The organism is Pseudomonas sp. NPDC089534, from assembly GCF_044749305.1.
GTDB lineage: Bacteria > Pseudomonadota > Gammaproteobacteria > Pseudomonadales > Pseudomonadaceae > Aquipseudomonas > Aquipseudomonas ekonensis.
In genome coordinates, this window is sequence record NZ_JBIVHR010000064.1 from 1 (window position 1) to 14,186 (window position 14,186).

18 protein-coding genes are annotated in these 14,186 nt (G+C 62.7%); 12 read left to right on the forward strand and 6 right to left on the reverse strand.

Annotated elements, in window-relative coordinates:
- Positions 1 to 499 (forward strand): ABC transporter ATP-binding protein (locus tag ACIP0B_RS19075; RefSeq protein ID WP_400834994.1); only part of this gene is annotated, 499 nt, incomplete at its 5' end.
- 51 nt (positions 500 to 550) lie between these two features.
- On the opposite strand, the gene acpP is transcribed toward ACIP0B_RS19075, so the two are convergent.
- Positions 551 to 784: an acyl carrier protein gene (acpP, locus tag ACIP0B_RS19080; RefSeq protein WP_400834997.1), complete on the reverse strand. Its 234-nt coding sequence runs from the start codon at positions 782 to 784 to the stop codon at positions 551 to 553.
- A gap of 39 nt (positions 785 to 823) precedes the next feature.
- Entirely contained in the window at positions 824 to 1,075 is a 252-nt protein-coding gene (locus ACIP0B_RS19085) for a hypothetical protein (protein ID WP_400835000.1), read from the reverse strand.
- Between the two features lie 279 nt (positions 1,076 to 1,354).
- Between ACIP0B_RS19085 and ACIP0B_RS19090 the strand changes: the two genes are divergently transcribed.
- From ACIP0B_RS19090 to ACIP0B_RS19105, 4 genes are read left to right on the forward strand one after another with little or no spacing between them, the layout of a single operon-like run.
- A complete protein-coding gene (locus ACIP0B_RS19090; RefSeq protein ID WP_400835003.1) occupies positions 1,355 to 1,660 on the forward strand; it encodes a DUF2282 domain-containing protein in 306 nt (101 codons plus the stop codon).
- 25 nt (positions 1,661 to 1,685) lie between these two features.
- Positions 1,686 to 2,573, forward strand: coding sequence for a DUF692 domain-containing protein (locus ACIP0B_RS19095; RefSeq protein WP_400835006.1), 888 nt, complete (start codon positions 1,686 to 1,688; stop codon positions 2,571 to 2,573).
- Positions 2,570 to 3,328, forward strand: coding sequence for a DUF2063 domain-containing protein (locus tag ACIP0B_RS19100; protein WP_400835009.1), 759 nt, complete (start codon positions 2,570 to 2,572; stop codon positions 3,326 to 3,328). The genes ACIP0B_RS19095 and ACIP0B_RS19100 overlap by 4 nt, the downstream gene beginning before the upstream one ends.
- Positions 3,325 to 3,798 (forward strand): DoxX family protein, encoded by a 474-nt coding sequence (locus tag ACIP0B_RS19105; RefSeq protein WP_400835012.1) that lies wholly within the window; start codon positions 3,325 to 3,327, stop codon positions 3,796 to 3,798. The genes ACIP0B_RS19100 and ACIP0B_RS19105 overlap by 4 nt, the downstream gene beginning before the upstream one ends.
- 33 nt (positions 3,799 to 3,831) lie before the next feature.
- On the opposite strand, the gene ACIP0B_RS19110 is transcribed toward ACIP0B_RS19105, so the two are convergent.
- Positions 3,832 to 4,740, reverse strand: a complete 909-nt coding sequence (locus ACIP0B_RS19110) for a LysR family transcriptional regulator (RefSeq protein WP_400835015.1) — start codon at positions 4,738 to 4,740, stop codon at positions 3,832 to 3,834.
- Between the two features lie 104 nt (positions 4,741 to 4,844).
- Between ACIP0B_RS19110 and ACIP0B_RS19115 the strand changes: the two genes are divergently transcribed.
- Positions 4,845 to 5,444, forward strand: coding sequence for a short chain dehydrogenase (locus ACIP0B_RS19115; protein ID WP_400835018.1), 600 nt, complete (start codon positions 4,845 to 4,847; stop codon positions 5,442 to 5,444).
- Between the two features lies 1 nt (position 5,445).
- On the opposite strand, the gene ACIP0B_RS19120 is transcribed toward ACIP0B_RS19115, so the two are convergent.
- Positions 5,446 to 6,564, reverse strand: coding sequence for an acyltransferase family protein (locus tag ACIP0B_RS19120; protein WP_400835021.1), 1,119 nt, complete (start codon positions 6,562 to 6,564; stop codon positions 5,446 to 5,448).
- A 143-nt stretch (positions 6,565 to 6,707) separates the two neighbouring features.
- On the opposite strand from ACIP0B_RS19120, the gene ACIP0B_RS19125 reads away from it, so the two are divergent.
- Positions 6,708 to 7,361: a COG3650 family protein gene (locus ACIP0B_RS19125; protein ID WP_400835024.1), complete on the forward strand. Its 654-nt coding sequence runs from the start codon at positions 6,708 to 6,710 to the stop codon at positions 7,359 to 7,361.
- A gap of 94 nt (positions 7,362 to 7,455) precedes the next feature.
- The gene (locus ACIP0B_RS19130; protein ID WP_400835027.1) at positions 7,456 to 9,069 is read left to right on the forward strand and encodes an NAD(P)/FAD-dependent oxidoreductase; all 1,614 of its coding nucleotides are present in this window, start codon (positions 7,456 to 7,458) and stop codon (positions 9,067 to 9,069) included.
- Positions 9,070 to 9,133: 64 nt separating this feature from the next.
- Here ACIP0B_RS19130 and ACIP0B_RS19135 read toward each other — a convergent pair whose 3' ends face one another.
- Positions 9,134 to 10,228, reverse strand: coding sequence for a PLP-dependent cysteine synthase family protein (locus tag ACIP0B_RS19135; RefSeq protein WP_400835030.1), 1,095 nt, complete (start codon positions 10,226 to 10,228; stop codon positions 9,134 to 9,136).
- 247 nt (positions 10,229 to 10,475) lie between these two features.
- Between ACIP0B_RS19135 and nhaA the strand changes: the two genes are divergently transcribed.
- The 3 genes from nhaA (at position 10,476) to ACIP0B_RS19150 (ending at position 12,833) form a co-directional block, all read left to right on the forward strand.
- Positions 10,476 to 11,654, forward strand: coding sequence for a Na+/H+ antiporter NhaA (nhaA, locus tag ACIP0B_RS19140; protein WP_400835033.1), 1,179 nt, complete (start codon positions 10,476 to 10,478; stop codon positions 11,652 to 11,654).
- A gap of 169 nt (positions 11,655 to 11,823) precedes the next feature.
- Positions 11,824 to 12,096, forward strand: a complete 273-nt coding sequence (locus tag ACIP0B_RS19145) for a hypothetical protein (protein ID WP_400835036.1) — start codon at positions 11,824 to 11,826, stop codon at positions 12,094 to 12,096.
- Complete coding sequence (locus ACIP0B_RS19150; RefSeq protein WP_400835039.1) at positions 12,093 to 12,833, forward strand: zeta toxin family protein; 741 nt, start codon at positions 12,093 to 12,095, stop codon at positions 12,831 to 12,833. The genes ACIP0B_RS19145 and ACIP0B_RS19150 overlap by 4 nt, the downstream gene beginning before the upstream one ends.
- Positions 12,834 to 13,312: 479 nt before the next feature.
- On the opposite strand, the gene ACIP0B_RS19155 is transcribed toward ACIP0B_RS19150, so the two are convergent.
- Positions 13,313 to 13,777 carry a glycine zipper 2TM domain-containing protein gene (locus ACIP0B_RS19155; RefSeq protein WP_007918566.1) on the reverse strand — a complete coding sequence of 155 codons (465 nt, stop codon included), beginning with the start codon at positions 13,775 to 13,777 and terminating at the stop codon, positions 13,313 to 13,315.
- A gap of 167 nt (positions 13,778 to 13,944) precedes the next feature.
- On the opposite strand from ACIP0B_RS19155, the gene ACIP0B_RS19160 reads away from it, so the two are divergent.
- Entirely contained in the window at positions 13,945 to 14,181 is a 237-nt protein-coding gene (locus tag ACIP0B_RS19160) for a hypothetical protein (protein WP_400835042.1), read from the forward strand.
- Positions 14,182 to 14,186 lie beyond the last annotated feature (5 nt).

Below are 14,186 nucleotides of genomic sequence, written 5' to 3' on the forward strand. Positions count from 1 at the left end.
CCTTCGAGAAACTCGAACAGCAGCCAGCCGCCCTCGCCGTCCTTCAGGCCGTCGGGTGTTTGCCCGCCTGACCGTGGAAGAGAACCTGTCCATGGGCGGATTCTTCACCGACAAGGGCGATTATCAGGAACAGATGGACAAGGTCCTCGGACTTTTCCCGCGCCTGAAAGAGCGTTTCACCCAACGCGGCGGCACCATGTCCGGCGGCGAACAGCAAATGCTCGCCATCGGCCGCGCGCTGATGAGCAAGCCCAAGCTGCTGCTGCTCGACGAGCCGTCGCTGGGCCTGGCGCCGATCATCATCCAGCAGATCTTCGACATCATCGAACAGCTGCGCAAGGACGGGGTGACGGTGTTCCTGGTCGAGCAGAACGCCAACCAGGCGCTGAAGATCGCCGACCGCGCCTACGTGCTGGAGAACGGCCGGGTGGTGATGCAGGGCACCGGCGAAGCGCTGCTGACCGATCCTAAGGTGCGCGAGGCGTACTTGGGGGGTTAAGCGGTTGCGGTGAACGGAAAACGGCCCTTCGGGGCCGTTTTTTTGTGTCTGTCACTTGCCGTGAGAAGCCAGGAAGTCAATGACGTCCTGCACGGTCTTCATGCGCTCCGCTGCGTCGTCCGTGATTTCCAGCTCGAACTCCTCCTCGAAGGCCATGACCAGTTCCACGAGATCCAGCGAGTCTGCTCCCAGGTCATCGATAAAATTGGAATCGGGTTTGACCTCGACTTCATAACCCAAATGGTCTTCGACAATCTTCTTCACCCGCGCTTCGATACCGCTCATACCCACCTCCTCATTCCTTGTGAGCCATGCGCCGCAAAGCTAGTGCTTGAGCTTCGAGCCAAGGCTTTCGTTGGGAGAACGAGCGCCCACCGCCTGCACCAGGTCGCTGACCGCGTGCAGCATACCGATGTCCTCCAGGTTTGCCTTGCCGTTCAGGATCCGCCGCAGGCAGGAGTACACCTGCAACTCGCCGAACGCAGCGCCATCGTGCGTCACCCGCTCGTCCAGAATGATGTTGGCCTTTTCATCGATTCTGGCCTGCACAAATTTCTTCAGTTCAGCCTTGGTCATGATTGCGCTCCTTTGTGAGCCGTGCGCTCGACCTTGAATCTACTGAGCCGGTTGAATTTCGCCCACTGTCAGAAATTACAGGTGCCTAGACCCGTTCACGATGAGCGTCCGACGCTTATGCCCTGGCGCTCTATGCCCCGATCCCACAGGAAAAACCGGCGCATCGAAGATTTTCGAAAAAAATTCGGGATCGCGTGTAACGCATCGCGAAGTCGTTTCTCTAGTGGGGCAAGCAAGCGCACTTCGCTTGCAGAACCCAAACCCAACCGGAGAAACACCATGACCGCTACCACCCGCACCCTGTCCGCCACCGCCCTCGTCCTGGCCCTCGGTTCCGCCCTGAGCCTGGCTGCCGTCTCCACCGCCCACGCCGCCGACGACAACATGGAGAAATGCTTCGGCGTGGCCATGAAGGGCAAGAACAACTGCGCAGCAGGCCCCGGCACCACCTGCGCCGGCACCGCAAAAATGGACTACCAGCCCAACGCCTGGAAACTGGTGCCGAAGGGCACCTGCACCACCACCGAAAGCAAGACCTCGCCGACCGGCTTCGGCCAGCTCGAAGCGTTCAAGGCCAAGGCCTGATCCGAAGGCTGCCCGAGCGTCGATCATGATCACATCCTGCGACCATGCCCTCCCCCGCACTCGGGCAGCCCTCACCGGGCTCCCGGCCCGTGCCGGGCTGGGGCTCAAGACCGAGCACTTCACGCAAGTGCTCGACACCCGCCCGGACATCGGCTTCTTCGAAGTCCACGCCGAAAACTACATGGTGGCCGGCGGCCCGTTCCATCACTTCCTGGGGCTGATCCGCGAACGCCATCCGCTGTCGCTGCACGGCGTCGGCCTGTCTATCGGCGCTGAAGGGCCGCTGGACGGCCAGCACCTCAAACGCCTTGCCGCACTGATTGAGCGCTATCAGCCCCATGCCTTTTCCGAACACCTGGCCTGGTCGAGCCACGGCCCGGTGTTCCTCAACGACCTGCTGCCCCTGGCCTACGACACGCCGACGCTGAACCGCGTCTGCGACCACATCGACCAGGTGCAGAACGCCCTCAAACGGCCGATGCTGCTGGAGAACCCCGCCACCTACCTGGCGTTCGAGCGCTCGACCTTCGACGAGGCGGACTTCATCCATGACGTCATCCGGCGCAGCGGCTGCGGCCTGCTGCTGGACGTCAACAACGTCTACGTTTCCTGCATCAATCATCAGCGCGATCCGCTGGCCTACCTCGGGGCGCTGCCGCTGCACGCGGTCGGCGAGATCCATCTGGCCGGTTTCGCCGAAGATGCCGACAGCCTCGGCGACCGCCTGCTGATCGACGACCATGGCGCCCCCGTCGACCAGGCAGTCTGGGCCCTGTACCGGCAAGCGCTGCAACGCACAGGCCCGGTGGCGACCCTCATCGAACGGGACAATCACGTCCCTGCCTTCAGCGTTTTGATGGCCGAGGCGCGCCAGGCCGATGAGATGCTGCACAGCGCAGGAGGCCGCCCGTGAGCGATCAAGCCGCTTTCAGCGCAGCCCTGCTCGATATCCGCCTGCCCTGCCCCGAAGGCCTGTGCAGCGCCAACGGCGCCGATCCGGCGAGCCGTTTCGCGGTGTACCGCAACAACGTGCAGAGCTCGTTGATCAATGCCCTGGCCGACAGCTACCCGGTGGTGGCCGAGCTGGTCGGCGACGATTTCTTCCGGGCCATGGCCGCGCTGTTCCTGCAGGATCAACCGCCCCGCAGCCCGGTCATGAGCCGGTACGGCGAAGGCCTGGCGGGTTTCATCGATAGCTTCGAACCCGCCGCCGGCGTGCCTTATCTGGCCGACGTCGCCCGCCTGGAACGCTTGCGCACCGAGGCCTATCACGCCGCCGACGCGCCGGCGCTGCCCCATGAACGAATCGCCGACGCCTTCGCCGATCCCGGCACCGTCAACGACCTGCGCATCGGCCTGCATCCTTCGCTGCACCTGCTCGACTCGGCCTTCGCCGTGGTCGACATCTGGGCCGCTCACCAGCAGGACGCGACGCTGGCCGGGATCGACCTGGCGTGTGCGCAGCACGCGCTGATCCTGCGCCACGGCCTCGACGTCGAGGTGTTCGCCCTCGAACCCGGCGCAAGCCGTTTCATTCGCCGCCTGCGCGACGGCCAACCGCTGGGGCAGGCCCTTGAAGAGCTCCCGGCCTTCGACCTCAGCCAGACCCTGGCCCTGCTGATCAGCCGAAACGCCATCCTCCACTTGAACCCCAAGGTGTCGCCATGAGCCACTTGATCGCCCGCGCCATCGCGCTGCTGGAAAAGATCCCCCACAGCCTGATCGCCTTCATCGCCCGTTTTTCCATTGCCGCGGTGTTCTGGAAATCCGGCCAGACCAAGGTCGAAGGCCTGGCCATCGACCTGATCGACGGCACCTTCGAACCCGGCTGGCCGCACTTGGCGGACTCGACGGTGCCGCTGTTCCAGAGCGAATACCACGTGCCGCTGCTGTCGCCGGAGCTCGCCGCGCACCTGGCGGCGTTCGCCGAGCATTTTTTCCCGGTGCTGATCCTGATCGGCCTCGCCACGCGGTTTTCGGCGCTGGCGCTGCTGGGCATGACCCTGACCATTCAGCTGTTCGTGTACCCGGACGCGTACCCGACCCACGGCACCTGGGCGGCGCTGTTGCTGTACTTGATGGCGACGGGGCCCGGCAGGTTATCGGTCGATCACCTGATCGCCCGGCTGAACACATAACTGCTCGCTCCTACAGGGATGGCGACCTGGCCGCTAAAGCCTGTCCAGCGCCTCGCCGCTGCGCTTGAACCAGCCGATCAGGTAATCCGCCAGCACCTGGGTGCGCTTGGGCAAACCGCCCTGATACGGATGCACCAGGTACATCGGCATGCGCCGGGTCTGGAAATCCCGCAGGAGCCATCTCAAGCGGCCGTCAGCCAATTCCGTCGGCAACAGGTACGACGGCAGCCGGGCGATGCCGGCGCCGGCCAGCGCCGCTTTCTTCAGCAAGTTGTAGTGGTTGCTGGCGAACGGCCCGGACACCTTCACCCGCAGCAGTTCGTGCCGCTGGTGGTACAGCCACTCCTCGCGGCCGCTGTAGTGGCTGTTGAGCAGGCAACGGTGCTCGGCCAGCGCCTGCGGGGTCGCCGGCTCGCCGTAGCGCTCCAGGTAGGCCGGGCTGGCGCAGGTCATTTCCTGCCAGGCCAGCAAGGGCCTGGCCACCAGCCGCTCGTCGTTGGCCACATCGGTGCGCACGGCCAGGTCAAAGCTGTCCCGGGCCAAGTCGCGGAAGTTGTTGTTCAGCTCCAGTTCGATCTGCACGTCGGGGTACTTCTGCGAGAACTCCAGCAGCAGGCCGTCGAAGAAGGTTTCCCCCAGCGACACCGGCACCGTCATGCGCACGGGGCCGGCCATGTCGTCCTTCAGCCGCGCCAGCGCCTGACGCGCACGCTCCGCCTGGGCCACCAGCGCCTGGGCCTGCGGCAACAGCGCCGCGCCCGCCGCCGTCAGGCTCAGGCGCCGGGTCGTGCGTTGCAGCAGAACCACGGAAAACTGCGCCTCCAACTGACTGATGCGCTTGGACAACTGCCCCTTGCTGCAGCCCAGCCGCTGCGCCGCCAGGGTGAAACTGCCGGCCTCGATCAACACGGCGAACGCCGCCAGGTCATCCATTTCGCTCATGGATTGTTTCCAACTGAAAACCAAAGATTGCCCATTAGTGCGCTTATCTGCGGAAAAAACCACTCTAGACTCAAGGCTCGTTCAATCACTTGAGGCAACCCAGCATGAAAATCCTGTTGATCGGCGCCGGCGGCACCATCGGTTCGGCCGTGGACAAAGAACTGTCGCAACGCCACGACATCATTCGCATCGGTCGCAGCAGCGGCGACTTTCAGGTGGATATCAGCGACAGCGCATCGATCCGCAAGCTGTTCGAACAGACCGGCAAGTTCGACGCGCTGGTGTGCGCAGCGGGCAACGTCACCTTCGCCCCGCTCAACGAAATGAGTGAGGACAGCTTTGCGCTGGGCCTGAAAGACAAGCTGATGGGCCAGGTCAACCTGCTGCTGATCGGCCGCGAGTTCGCCAACGACGGCGCGTCGTTCACCTTCACCTCCGGCGTGCTCAGCCACGACCCGATCCGCACCGGCGCTTCGGCGGCGCTGGTCAACGGCGCCCTCGACAGTTTCGTGCGCGCCGCCGCCATCGAACTGCCGCGCGGCCTGCGGGTGAACTCGGTGAGCCCGACCGTGCTGGTGGAAGCCATGGGCAGCTACGCCCCGTACTTCCGGGGCTACAAGCCGGTTCCTGCGGTCGATGTGGCATTGGCCTACGCCAAAAGCGTTGAAGGCCTGCAGACCGGCCAGACCTTTCACGTGAACTGAGTCAACCGCCGGGGCGAGGCGCGTCCAGGCCGTCCTTGATGCGCCCGCCGCTGCCCTGGCGCAGCCAGCGTTGCAGCGGCCGTTCAAACGCACGGTGACAAAGCAGGCTGGCGCCGATCAGCACGGCGAGGAACAGCAGCAGGCTCCACGGCTGATAAAAGACGTCCCGGCTGTGCAGGAACTTGTCCGCCAGCAACGCTGCGACGATCTGCAAGGGGAAGTGGAGCAAGTACGTTGCATAGCTGATGTCGCCTAACCAGGACAGGCGCCGCGCAATCGGCGCAAGCCAGGCGTGGCAAGCCGCCACGGCGGCAACGGTCAGCGGAAACAGCAGGACGAACCTGATCAGCGGCGCCTGCGGGCTTTCGCCGTCGAGCGCCGCCCAGCCCGCCACGCACGCCAGCGCCAATGCGGCACCGGTCATGCGCGCGGAAAACCTGCGCAGCAACCAGGCCACCGCCCAGTAGCCCAGGCCGCCGGCGAAAAAGCCGAAGCCTCCCAAAACGATCTTGTACTGGGCCGGATAGACCCACACGCAGACCAGCACGATCAACGCACTGATCGACAGCGGTGCCGGAGTGTGACGCCATACCAGAAAAAAGGCCGCGTACAGCAAGACCTCCACAGAGACCGACCAGGCCGGGGCATTGAACGACCAGCCCTGCTCCAGCCCCCATGCCGGCGCCAGAAACACGTTCAGGATGGCGTGATAGGCGTCGTTGTTCGGGTAGACGAACGCCTGGCCGGTGTGGCCGGCATAGATTTTCTGCAGGATCAGCACCAACAGGAACGTGGCCAGGTGCAAGGGGTAGATCCGGCTGAACCGTTCGACGAAGAAGCGCTTTGCGCTCAGCCGCCTCTGCGCCAGCGCTTGGGAAAACAGCCAGAAGAACACAAAGCCGGACAGGCTGAAGAACAGCGACACGGCATCGCCGCCATGACGGTAGAACAGCGCAAAGACGCTGTAGAGCGGTTGTTCCTCCCGCACCAGCGGGCCTGGAACCGCCCCCTGGAAGAAAAAGTGCTGCCAGTGCCAGAACACCACGGCCAGTGCCGCGATGCCCCGCAGGGCGTCGAGCGCGTACAGCCGTTCAGGAAACACCGAAGGGTTTTGCCGCATGCGTGAAGGATCCGCTCCTGAACAGGTGCGCCACTATGCGGCGGCCCTGCGCCCAACTCAATAGCGGGCCGCTGCCGGCACACAAGCCTTGTGATCGAAGGCCTGTCTCAGTAACGTGGCGGCACCTGTCCGGAGAGCCGAAGATGCCTGTCGCCCGTTCCTTGCTGCTTGTTGCCCTGTTGCCGTTGTTTGCCGCCTGCCAGATGTTCGACCTCCCGCGCGAAAGCGCGTCGCACGTCGGCCAGACGCGGATGCAGGGGCAGCTGACCGCCGCCGACGGCAAGCTGGTGTTCGAGTCCTGCCAGGACCGTCGCCGGTACGAGGTCAACGACATCGGCGGCACCAGCATTCTTCAGGAAGCGGCGACCCTCGCCGACGAGCAGGGCAAACTGTTCGCCGACGTCCGCGGCAAGATCGCCGGCGACCGCCTCGACCTGACCCGCCTCTACCGCGTCGAGCGCTCGGGCACGGCGTGCGACGACCCGAACTTCAAGCTGCTGATCCTGCGTGCCGCAGGCCATGACCCGGCGTGGAGCGTCAAGGTCAGCGGCAAAGGCATGGCCATCGACCGCGAAGGCCAGCCGCCGCTGGCCGTGCCTTACGTCGAGGAGCAACTGGGCGATGGCCGCTTCAACCTCAGCAGCGAGGCCGACAACCGCCGGATCGAGCTGTGGGTGGCGCCGCAGCGCTGCGTCGACGCCCGCACCGGCAGCGTGCAGCCCATGAGCGCCGAGTTGCGCATCGACGGCAAGGCCGAGCGCGGCTGCGCGTATTTCGGCGGATCCCGCGACGACTGATCGTTTAACCTCACGGGATCCGGCCGATGCGGCGTATAATCGCCGCCTTCAAACGCCCTGGCGCAGTTGTGCGCCCCGCGAACCGGATCCTGCCATGTTACGAATCACCGAACTCAAGCTGCCGCTCGACCATCCCGACGAAGACCTGCGCACCGCCATCGTGCAGCGCCTGGGGGTCGCCAGCGATGACCTGCTCGACTTCACCCTGTTCAAGCGCAGCTACGATGCGCGCAAGAAATCCTCCGAACTGAGCTTCATCTACACCATCGACCTCAACGTGCGCGACGAGGCCAAGGTATTGGCGCGCTTCGCCGATGACCGCAACGTCAACGAAGCCCCGGACGTCAGCTACAAGTTCGTCGGCCAGGCGCCGGCCGACCTGGGCGAGCGGCCGATCGTGGTCGGCTTCGGCCCCTGCGGCATCTTCGCCGGCCTGCTGCTGGCGCAGATGGGCTTCAAGCCGATCATCCTCGAACGCGGCACCGAAGTGCGCCAGCGCACCAAGGACACCTGGGGCCTGTGGCGCAAGAGCGTGCTCAACCCCGAGTCCAACGTGCAGTTCGGCGAAGGCGGCGCGGGCACGTTCTCCGACGGCAAGCTGTACAGCCAGATCAAGGATCCGAAGTTCCTCGGCCGCAAGGTGCTGCACGAATTCGTCAAGGCCGGCGCGCCGGAAGAGATCCTCTACGTCAGCAAGCCGCACATCGGCACCTTCCGCCTGACCGGCATGGTCGAGACCATGCGTGAAGAGATCCGTGCCCTGGGCGGCGAAGTGCGCTTCCAGCAACGCGTCACCGACGTGCTGATCGAAGACGGCCAACTGGTCGGCGTCGAGCTGGCCAGCGGCGAAATCCTGCATTCGAAACACGTGATCCTGGCCCTGGGCCACAGCGCCCGCGACACCTTCCGCATGCTCCACAGCCGTGGCGTGTTCATGGAAGCCAAGCCGTTCTCGGTGGGCTTCCGCATCGAGCACCCGCAGTCGCTGATCGACCGCGCGCGGCTGGGCAAGTACGCCGGCCACCCGAAACTCGGCGCCGCCGACTACAAGCTGGTGCACCACGCCAAGAACGGCCGTTCGGTCTACAGCTTCTGCATGTGCCCGGGCGGCACCGTGGTGGCGGCGACCTCCGAGCCGAACCGGGTGGTCACCAACGGCATGAGCCAATACTCGCGCAACGAGCGCAACGCCAACTCCGGCATCGTCGTCGGCATCACCCCGGAAGTCGACTATCCGGGCGGCCCGCTGGCGGGGATCGAACTGCAGGAGCGTCTGGAGTCCCACGCCTTCATCCTCGGCGGCAGCGACTACAAGGCCCCGGCGCAACTGGTCGGCGACTTCATCGCCGGCAAGCCGTCCACCGAACTGGGCGAAGTGGAGCCTTCCTACAAACCGGGCATTTCGCTGGGCGACCTGGCCCTGGCGCTGCCGGACTTCGCCATCGAGGCGATCCGCGAAGCCCTGCCGGCGTTCGAGAAGCAGATCCGCGGCTACTCGCTGCACGACGCGGTGCTGACCGGGATCGAGACCCGCACCTCGTCGCCGCTGCGCATCACCCGCAACGAGTCGCTGCAGAGCCTGAACGTGAAAGGCCTGTTCCCGGCCGGCGAAGGCGCGGGCTATGCGGGCGGGATCCTGTCGGCGGGCGTCGACGGCATCCGCATCGCCGAAGCCGTGGCGCGCGACATCCTGGGCCTGGAGGCCTGACACAGCCACCGCGAAACCTGTGGGGGCGAGGCTGCTCGCTCCCACATTGCTTGGTGCGGCTGCCTCAGATGTTGGCGCGCAGCACCGAATCCGGCAGCGCCTCGCCGCGCTCGGCGGTCGCCGCCACCGCCGCCATCAGCCCGTCCAGCTCATACCCCTGGGCCTTGAGCCAGGCCTGATCGTAATAGGTGTCGGCATAACGCTCGCCGCCGTCGCACAGGATCGCCACGATCGACCCCGTCTCCCCCGCCGCCTTCATCTGCTGGGCCGCCATCAGCGCGCCGATCAGGTTGGTGCCGCTCGAACCGCCCACATGCCGTCCCAGACGCTTGGCCAGGTAATGCATGGCCGCCAGCGACAGGGCGTCCGGCACCTTGACCATCGCATCGATCACCTTGGGCAGGAACGACGCCTCGACCCGTGGCCGGCCGATGCCCTCGATCCGCGAACCGTGGCTCAGGCGCAGGCTCGCGTCACCGGTCCGGTAGAAATCGAAGAACACCGAACGCTCGGCATCGGCGCACAGCACGCGGGTGCAATGCTGGCGGTAGCGCACGTAACGGCCCAGGGTCGCGGTGGTGCCGCCGGTGCCGGGGCTGGAGATCAGCCAGGCCGGCGTCGGATGCTGCTCGTAGCGCATCTGCTGGAAGATCGATTCGGCGATGTTGTTGTTCGCCCGCCAGTCGGTGGCGCGCTCGGCGTAGGTGAACTGATCGATGAAGTGGCCGTCGTGCTCCCGGGCCAGGCGCTCCGACTCGGCGTAGATCTGCGTCGGATCGTCCACCAGATGGCTCTGGCCGCCGTAGAAGGCGATCTGGGCGATCTTCTCCTTCGACGTGGTCGCCGGCATCACCGCAATGAACGGCAGGCCCAGCATGCGGGCGAAATACGCCTCCGAAATGGCCGTCGAACCGCTGGACGCCTCGATCACCGGTGCGCCGGGCTTCAGCCAGCCGTTACACAACGCGTAGAGAAACAGCGAACGGGCCAGGCGGTGCTTGAGGCTGCCGGTGGGGTGGCTCGACTCGTCCTTGAAATACAGCTCGATGCCCGCAAAGCCCGGCAGCGGCAAGGGGATCAGGTGGGTGTCGGCACTGCGCTGGAAGTCCGCTTCGATGATCCGGATGGCTTCGCGGGCCCACTGTCGGTTGTCGCTCATGGCTGTCGTTCTCGTTGAATCGGGCAGGAATCGCCTTCGCAGGCTCAGTCAGCAAGCTTAGGAAAAATCCCTCACGATCAACAGATACAGCTGACCGCCAATACCTTTGGCAACTGCTAGGCTCACGCCGCATCCGCATCCCGCTCTGTAACGACATATAACAAAAAAGAATATAACTTTTGTTTTAACAACTAACAGTACGGGTTAGGGTGTCCCACCTTTTTGACGAATCCGATGGAGAGCGACCTTGCCTCTGCGTAGCACTTTCACGCGTTTCTTTCAGTTGGAAGCTGCCAGCGGTCTGTTACTGATCGCCGCAGCCGTCCTGGCCCTGATCATCAACAACTCGCCGCTGTCGTGGCTGTACGCCGGCCTGCTCGACACGCCGGTGGTGGCGCAGGTCGGTGCGCTGAAGATCGCCAAACCCCTGCTCCTGTGGATCAACGACGGCCTGATGGCGCTGTTCTTCCTGCTGATCGGCCTGGAAGTGAAGCGCGAAGTGCTCGACGGCCAGCTGTCGAAACCTTCGCAGATCGTCCTGCCCGGCGCGGCGGCCATCGGCGGCATGGTGGTGCCGGCGCTGATCTACTGGTTCCTCAACCGCGACAACCCGGCCGCCCTCGGCGGCTGGGCGATCCCGACCGCCACCGACATCGCCTTCGCCCTCGGCGTGCTGGCCCTGCTGGGCAAGCGGGTGCCGGTGTCGCTGAAGCTGTTTTTGATGACCCTGGCGATCATCGACGACCTGGGCGCCATCGTGATCATCGCGATCTTCTACTCCGGCGCGCTGTCGACCCTGTCGCTGGCCCTGGCGGCCGCGTGCATCGCGGCGCTGGTGGCGATGAACCGGCTCGGCGTGGTCAAGCTGGGGCCGTACATGATCGTCGGGCTGATCCTGTGGGTGTGCGTGCTGAAGAGCGGCGTCCATGCGACGCTGGCCGGCGTGACCCTGGCCTTCTGCATCCCGCTGCGCACCAAAAACGCCGAACCGTCGCCGCTGCTGAGCCTCGAACACGCCCTGCATCCCTGGGTGGCCTACGGCATCCTGCCGCTGTTCGCCTTCGCCAACGCCGGCCTGTCCCTGAGCGGCGTCACCGTCGAAAGCTTCACCCACCACGTGCCGATGGGCATCGCGGTCGGCCTGCTGCTGGGCAAGACCGTCGGCGTGTTCGGCCTGACCTGGCTGGCGGTCAAGACCGGCCTCGCCGCCCTGCCCCAGGGCGCCAACTGGGGCCAGGTGCTCGGCGTGGCGATCCTCTGCGGCATCGGCTTCACCATGAGCCTGTTCGTCGGCTCCCTGGCCTTCGTGCCGGGCGCCAGCGACTACGTCGGCATGGACCGGATGGGCATCCTGACCGGCTCGATCCTCGCGGCGCTGATCGGCTATGCCGTGACGGCGGCGGCGAGCACAAGGGTCTCGCCATGAGTTAAACAAACCATGTGCCCAACGGTGGTCTCTTGAAACATTTCAGGAGGCCCCATACGAACTCAGGCCGTTTTCACTGGCTGCCTTCCCGCTTAGCTTAAGCCTTGCAAGTGTGCTATATCTTCCGATAACAGCATCCTGCGCCGCCAGAACAGTGTTCGGAGTCCCCATGTCACGCAAAGCAGAAAAACGTCCGATGACGGACAACCAGATTGATGTTCAGGAGTCCCGCATTCCGGATATCGCGCTGAAGGCTTTCAACAATGCCTACAGAATGGCCGTTGCCACAGGTGCTGCGGTGCTCGTTGCCAAAGAAGGTCAACTGTTTGAAGTGACAGGAGAAACGTCCACCCTCCTGAGATCAATTGACAACTATGGCAGTTTGAAACGGGGCACTCGCCTGCAAATCAGTAATAAATCATCAAAACAGGATATTTCTTGAGTACACCAAGGATACGTATATTCGCTGGACCAAATGGCTCAGGAAAAAGCACATTCAACCGACTGGTACCTGCCCATCTACTGGGAAACTATATAAACCCTGACGACATAGAAAGGGGGATAAGAGATACCGGCTATTTTGACTTCACTGCCTACCATATCGAAGCTCACAAAAACGATATTTTCGATTTTTTTCGAACACACCCCCTTCTACAAGAAGCTCCTGAGTCTCTTGCAAAGCTGAACAAGATAAAGATTGAAGGTGACAGACTCAGCTTCTCCGAAGCTCAGATTGACTCCTATGTTGCCTCTGCGCTTTCCGACTTCATACGTAGATCGCTGATCAAAGAACGCATTAGCTTTACCTTTGAAACGGTCATGTCCTCGCCCGACAAAGTCAATTTACTTTCCGAAGCACAGCAATCTGGCTACAGAGTCTATGTCTATTACGTTGCTACCGCAGATCCGGAAATCAATGTCGCCAGAGTAGCGTATCGTGTCACTCAAGGCGGGCACAGTGTCCCTGCGGAAAAAATAAGAAAACGCTACTGGAGATCTCTAGGTCTTTTGTCCCAGGCGATATTGACTTCAAACCGAGCCTATATTTTCGACAACTCCGACGAAGGTAGTGAGCGATTGACACAGATTGCGGAGATCACAGACGGTGAGCTGATCGAGATCAAATCAGATATCCAGCCCCCTTGGTTTAAATCGTTTGTCCTCGACAAACTGCTGTGACCTTTGAATGGGATGGCCTTTCCAGGATTTTTTACACAAATCACCACCCCCATAACCGACTCGATATCAAAAAGCCGATGAAAAGCTGTATCTCAATACAAAGCGAACCATTCACACGTCTTTAGATACACGTCCTACAGCCAATGGTGCGCACCAAATTACTTGCCGATACTCAAAACTAAATCACACGATCGAAGCCTACGACAAGAAAACCGAGCTTCTTGTCTTTGAAGTAAAAATTCCAGACGGAAATATTGAACAGTTAAGAAAGATCATGAACTGGACCAAACCAGAAGATGAAATTTATGGCTACGACCTCGACAGGCAGAAAATAACCGAAATGGAAAATCTAATAGGAACCGAGTTTTTCGATCCACAATACGACTTTCAAATAGGTTGTTATGGAAGTAATTAGACAGGATTTAAATAAAAAACCCCGACCAGTCACCCGGTCGGGGTTTTCTTCAACTGCAATCCGCTTAGTGCGAAACGCGGCTCGTGCCACCCACGGTGGAGATGCGCACGCGCTCACCCACGCGGAACACTTCATTCTCCTGAACCTGCTGCACATAGGCGCGCATGCTGCCGTCGTCTTCGCGCACGGTGATTTCCACGCCTTGGGTGCGGGTCAGGCCCTCTTCGGTGGCCGAGCCGATCAGGCCGCCGGCCACGGCGCCGATGACCGCCGCCACGATGCTGCCCTTGCCGCCGCCGATGGCGCTGCCGCCGACGCCGCCCACCGCTGCACCGGCGAGGCCGCCGATCGGGGTCTTGGTGCCTTCGATCTTCACCGGACGCAGGGATTCGATGGTGCCCATGCGAATCGTCTGCACGCGACGCGCTTCGTCACGGGAGTAGGAGTCGCCGGTCAGGCTCGATTGGCAACCGGTGAGCAACATCGCCATCGTGGAAAAGGAAGCAACCAGCAGAACGGACTTACGCATAGGATCAACTCCAAAGGACAGGTATTCATTAAACTCCGCAGCTTGACGCCTGTCACGGCGCCGCCCGGATAAAGTTGGTTTCATTCAGGCCCGGTACAGGCGCCTCAAACGATTCACCCACAGTAGCGCCAAATTCGAAAAACTGCGCCGCAGCCCCAAGGATTTTCATGGATTACTTCATCATCGTCGCCACAACCGTTGCCGGTCTGTACTTCCATGGGTGGCTGTACGTGCGAATCAAACGCTGGATGGATCGCGATCTGGCATTGTCGCTGGCCGGCAAGGACGAAAGCAAACGCGCCTTCATGCTTGAACGCTTGGCACAGGCCCACAAACAGAAGATCAAGCGTCGGGATCTGCCGCAGTGGCTCAAGGCCGCTGCGGCAGAGTATCCCGAGCGGTAGACTGC

Coding starts and splice junctions, on each gene's coding strand:
- acpP (WP_400834997.1), bottom strand. CDS start 784: ATGAGCGGTATCGAAGCGCGGGTGAAGAAGATTGTCGAAGACCATTTG.
- ACIP0B_RS19085 (WP_400835000.1), bottom strand. CDS start 1,075: ATGACCAAGGCTGAACTGAAGAAATTTGTGCAGGCCAGAATCGATGAA.
- ACIP0B_RS19090 (WP_400835003.1), top strand. CDS start 1,355: ATGACCGCTACCACCCGCACCCTGTCCGCCACCGCCCTCGTCCTGGCC.
- ACIP0B_RS19095 (WP_400835006.1), top strand. CDS start 1,686: ATGATCACATCCTGCGACCATGCCCTCCCCCGCACTCGGGCAGCCCTC.
- ACIP0B_RS19105 (WP_400835012.1), top strand. CDS start 3,325: ATGAGCCACTTGATCGCCCGCGCCATCGCGCTGCTGGAAAAGATCCCC.
- ACIP0B_RS19110 (WP_400835015.1), bottom strand. CDS start 4,740: ATGAGCGAAATGGATGACCTGGCGGCGTTCGCCGTGTTGATCGAGGCC.
- ACIP0B_RS19115 (WP_400835018.1), top strand. CDS start 4,845: ATGAAAATCCTGTTGATCGGCGCCGGCGGCACCATCGGTTCGGCCGTG.
- ACIP0B_RS19120 (WP_400835021.1), bottom strand. CDS start 6,564: ATGCGGCAAAACCCTTCGGTGTTTCCTGAACGGCTGTACGCGCTCGAC.
- ACIP0B_RS19125 (WP_400835024.1), top strand. CDS start 6,708: ATGCCTGTCGCCCGTTCCTTGCTGCTTGTTGCCCTGTTGCCGTTGTTT.
- ACIP0B_RS19130 (WP_400835027.1), top strand. CDS start 7,456: ATGTTACGAATCACCGAACTCAAGCTGCCGCTCGACCATCCCGACGAA.
- ACIP0B_RS19135 (WP_400835030.1), bottom strand. CDS start 10,228: ATGAGCGACAACCGACAGTGGGCCCGCGAAGCCATCCGGATCATCGAA.
- ACIP0B_RS19145 (WP_400835036.1), top strand. CDS start 11,824: ATGTCACGCAAAGCAGAAAAACGTCCGATGACGGACAACCAGATTGAT.
- ACIP0B_RS19155 (WP_007918566.1), bottom strand. CDS start 13,777: ATGCGTAAGTCCGTTCTGCTGGTTGCTTCCTTTTCCACGATGGCGATG.
- ACIP0B_RS19160 (WP_400835042.1), top strand. CDS start 13,945: ATGGATTACTTCATCATCGTCGCCACAACCGTTGCCGGTCTGTACTTC.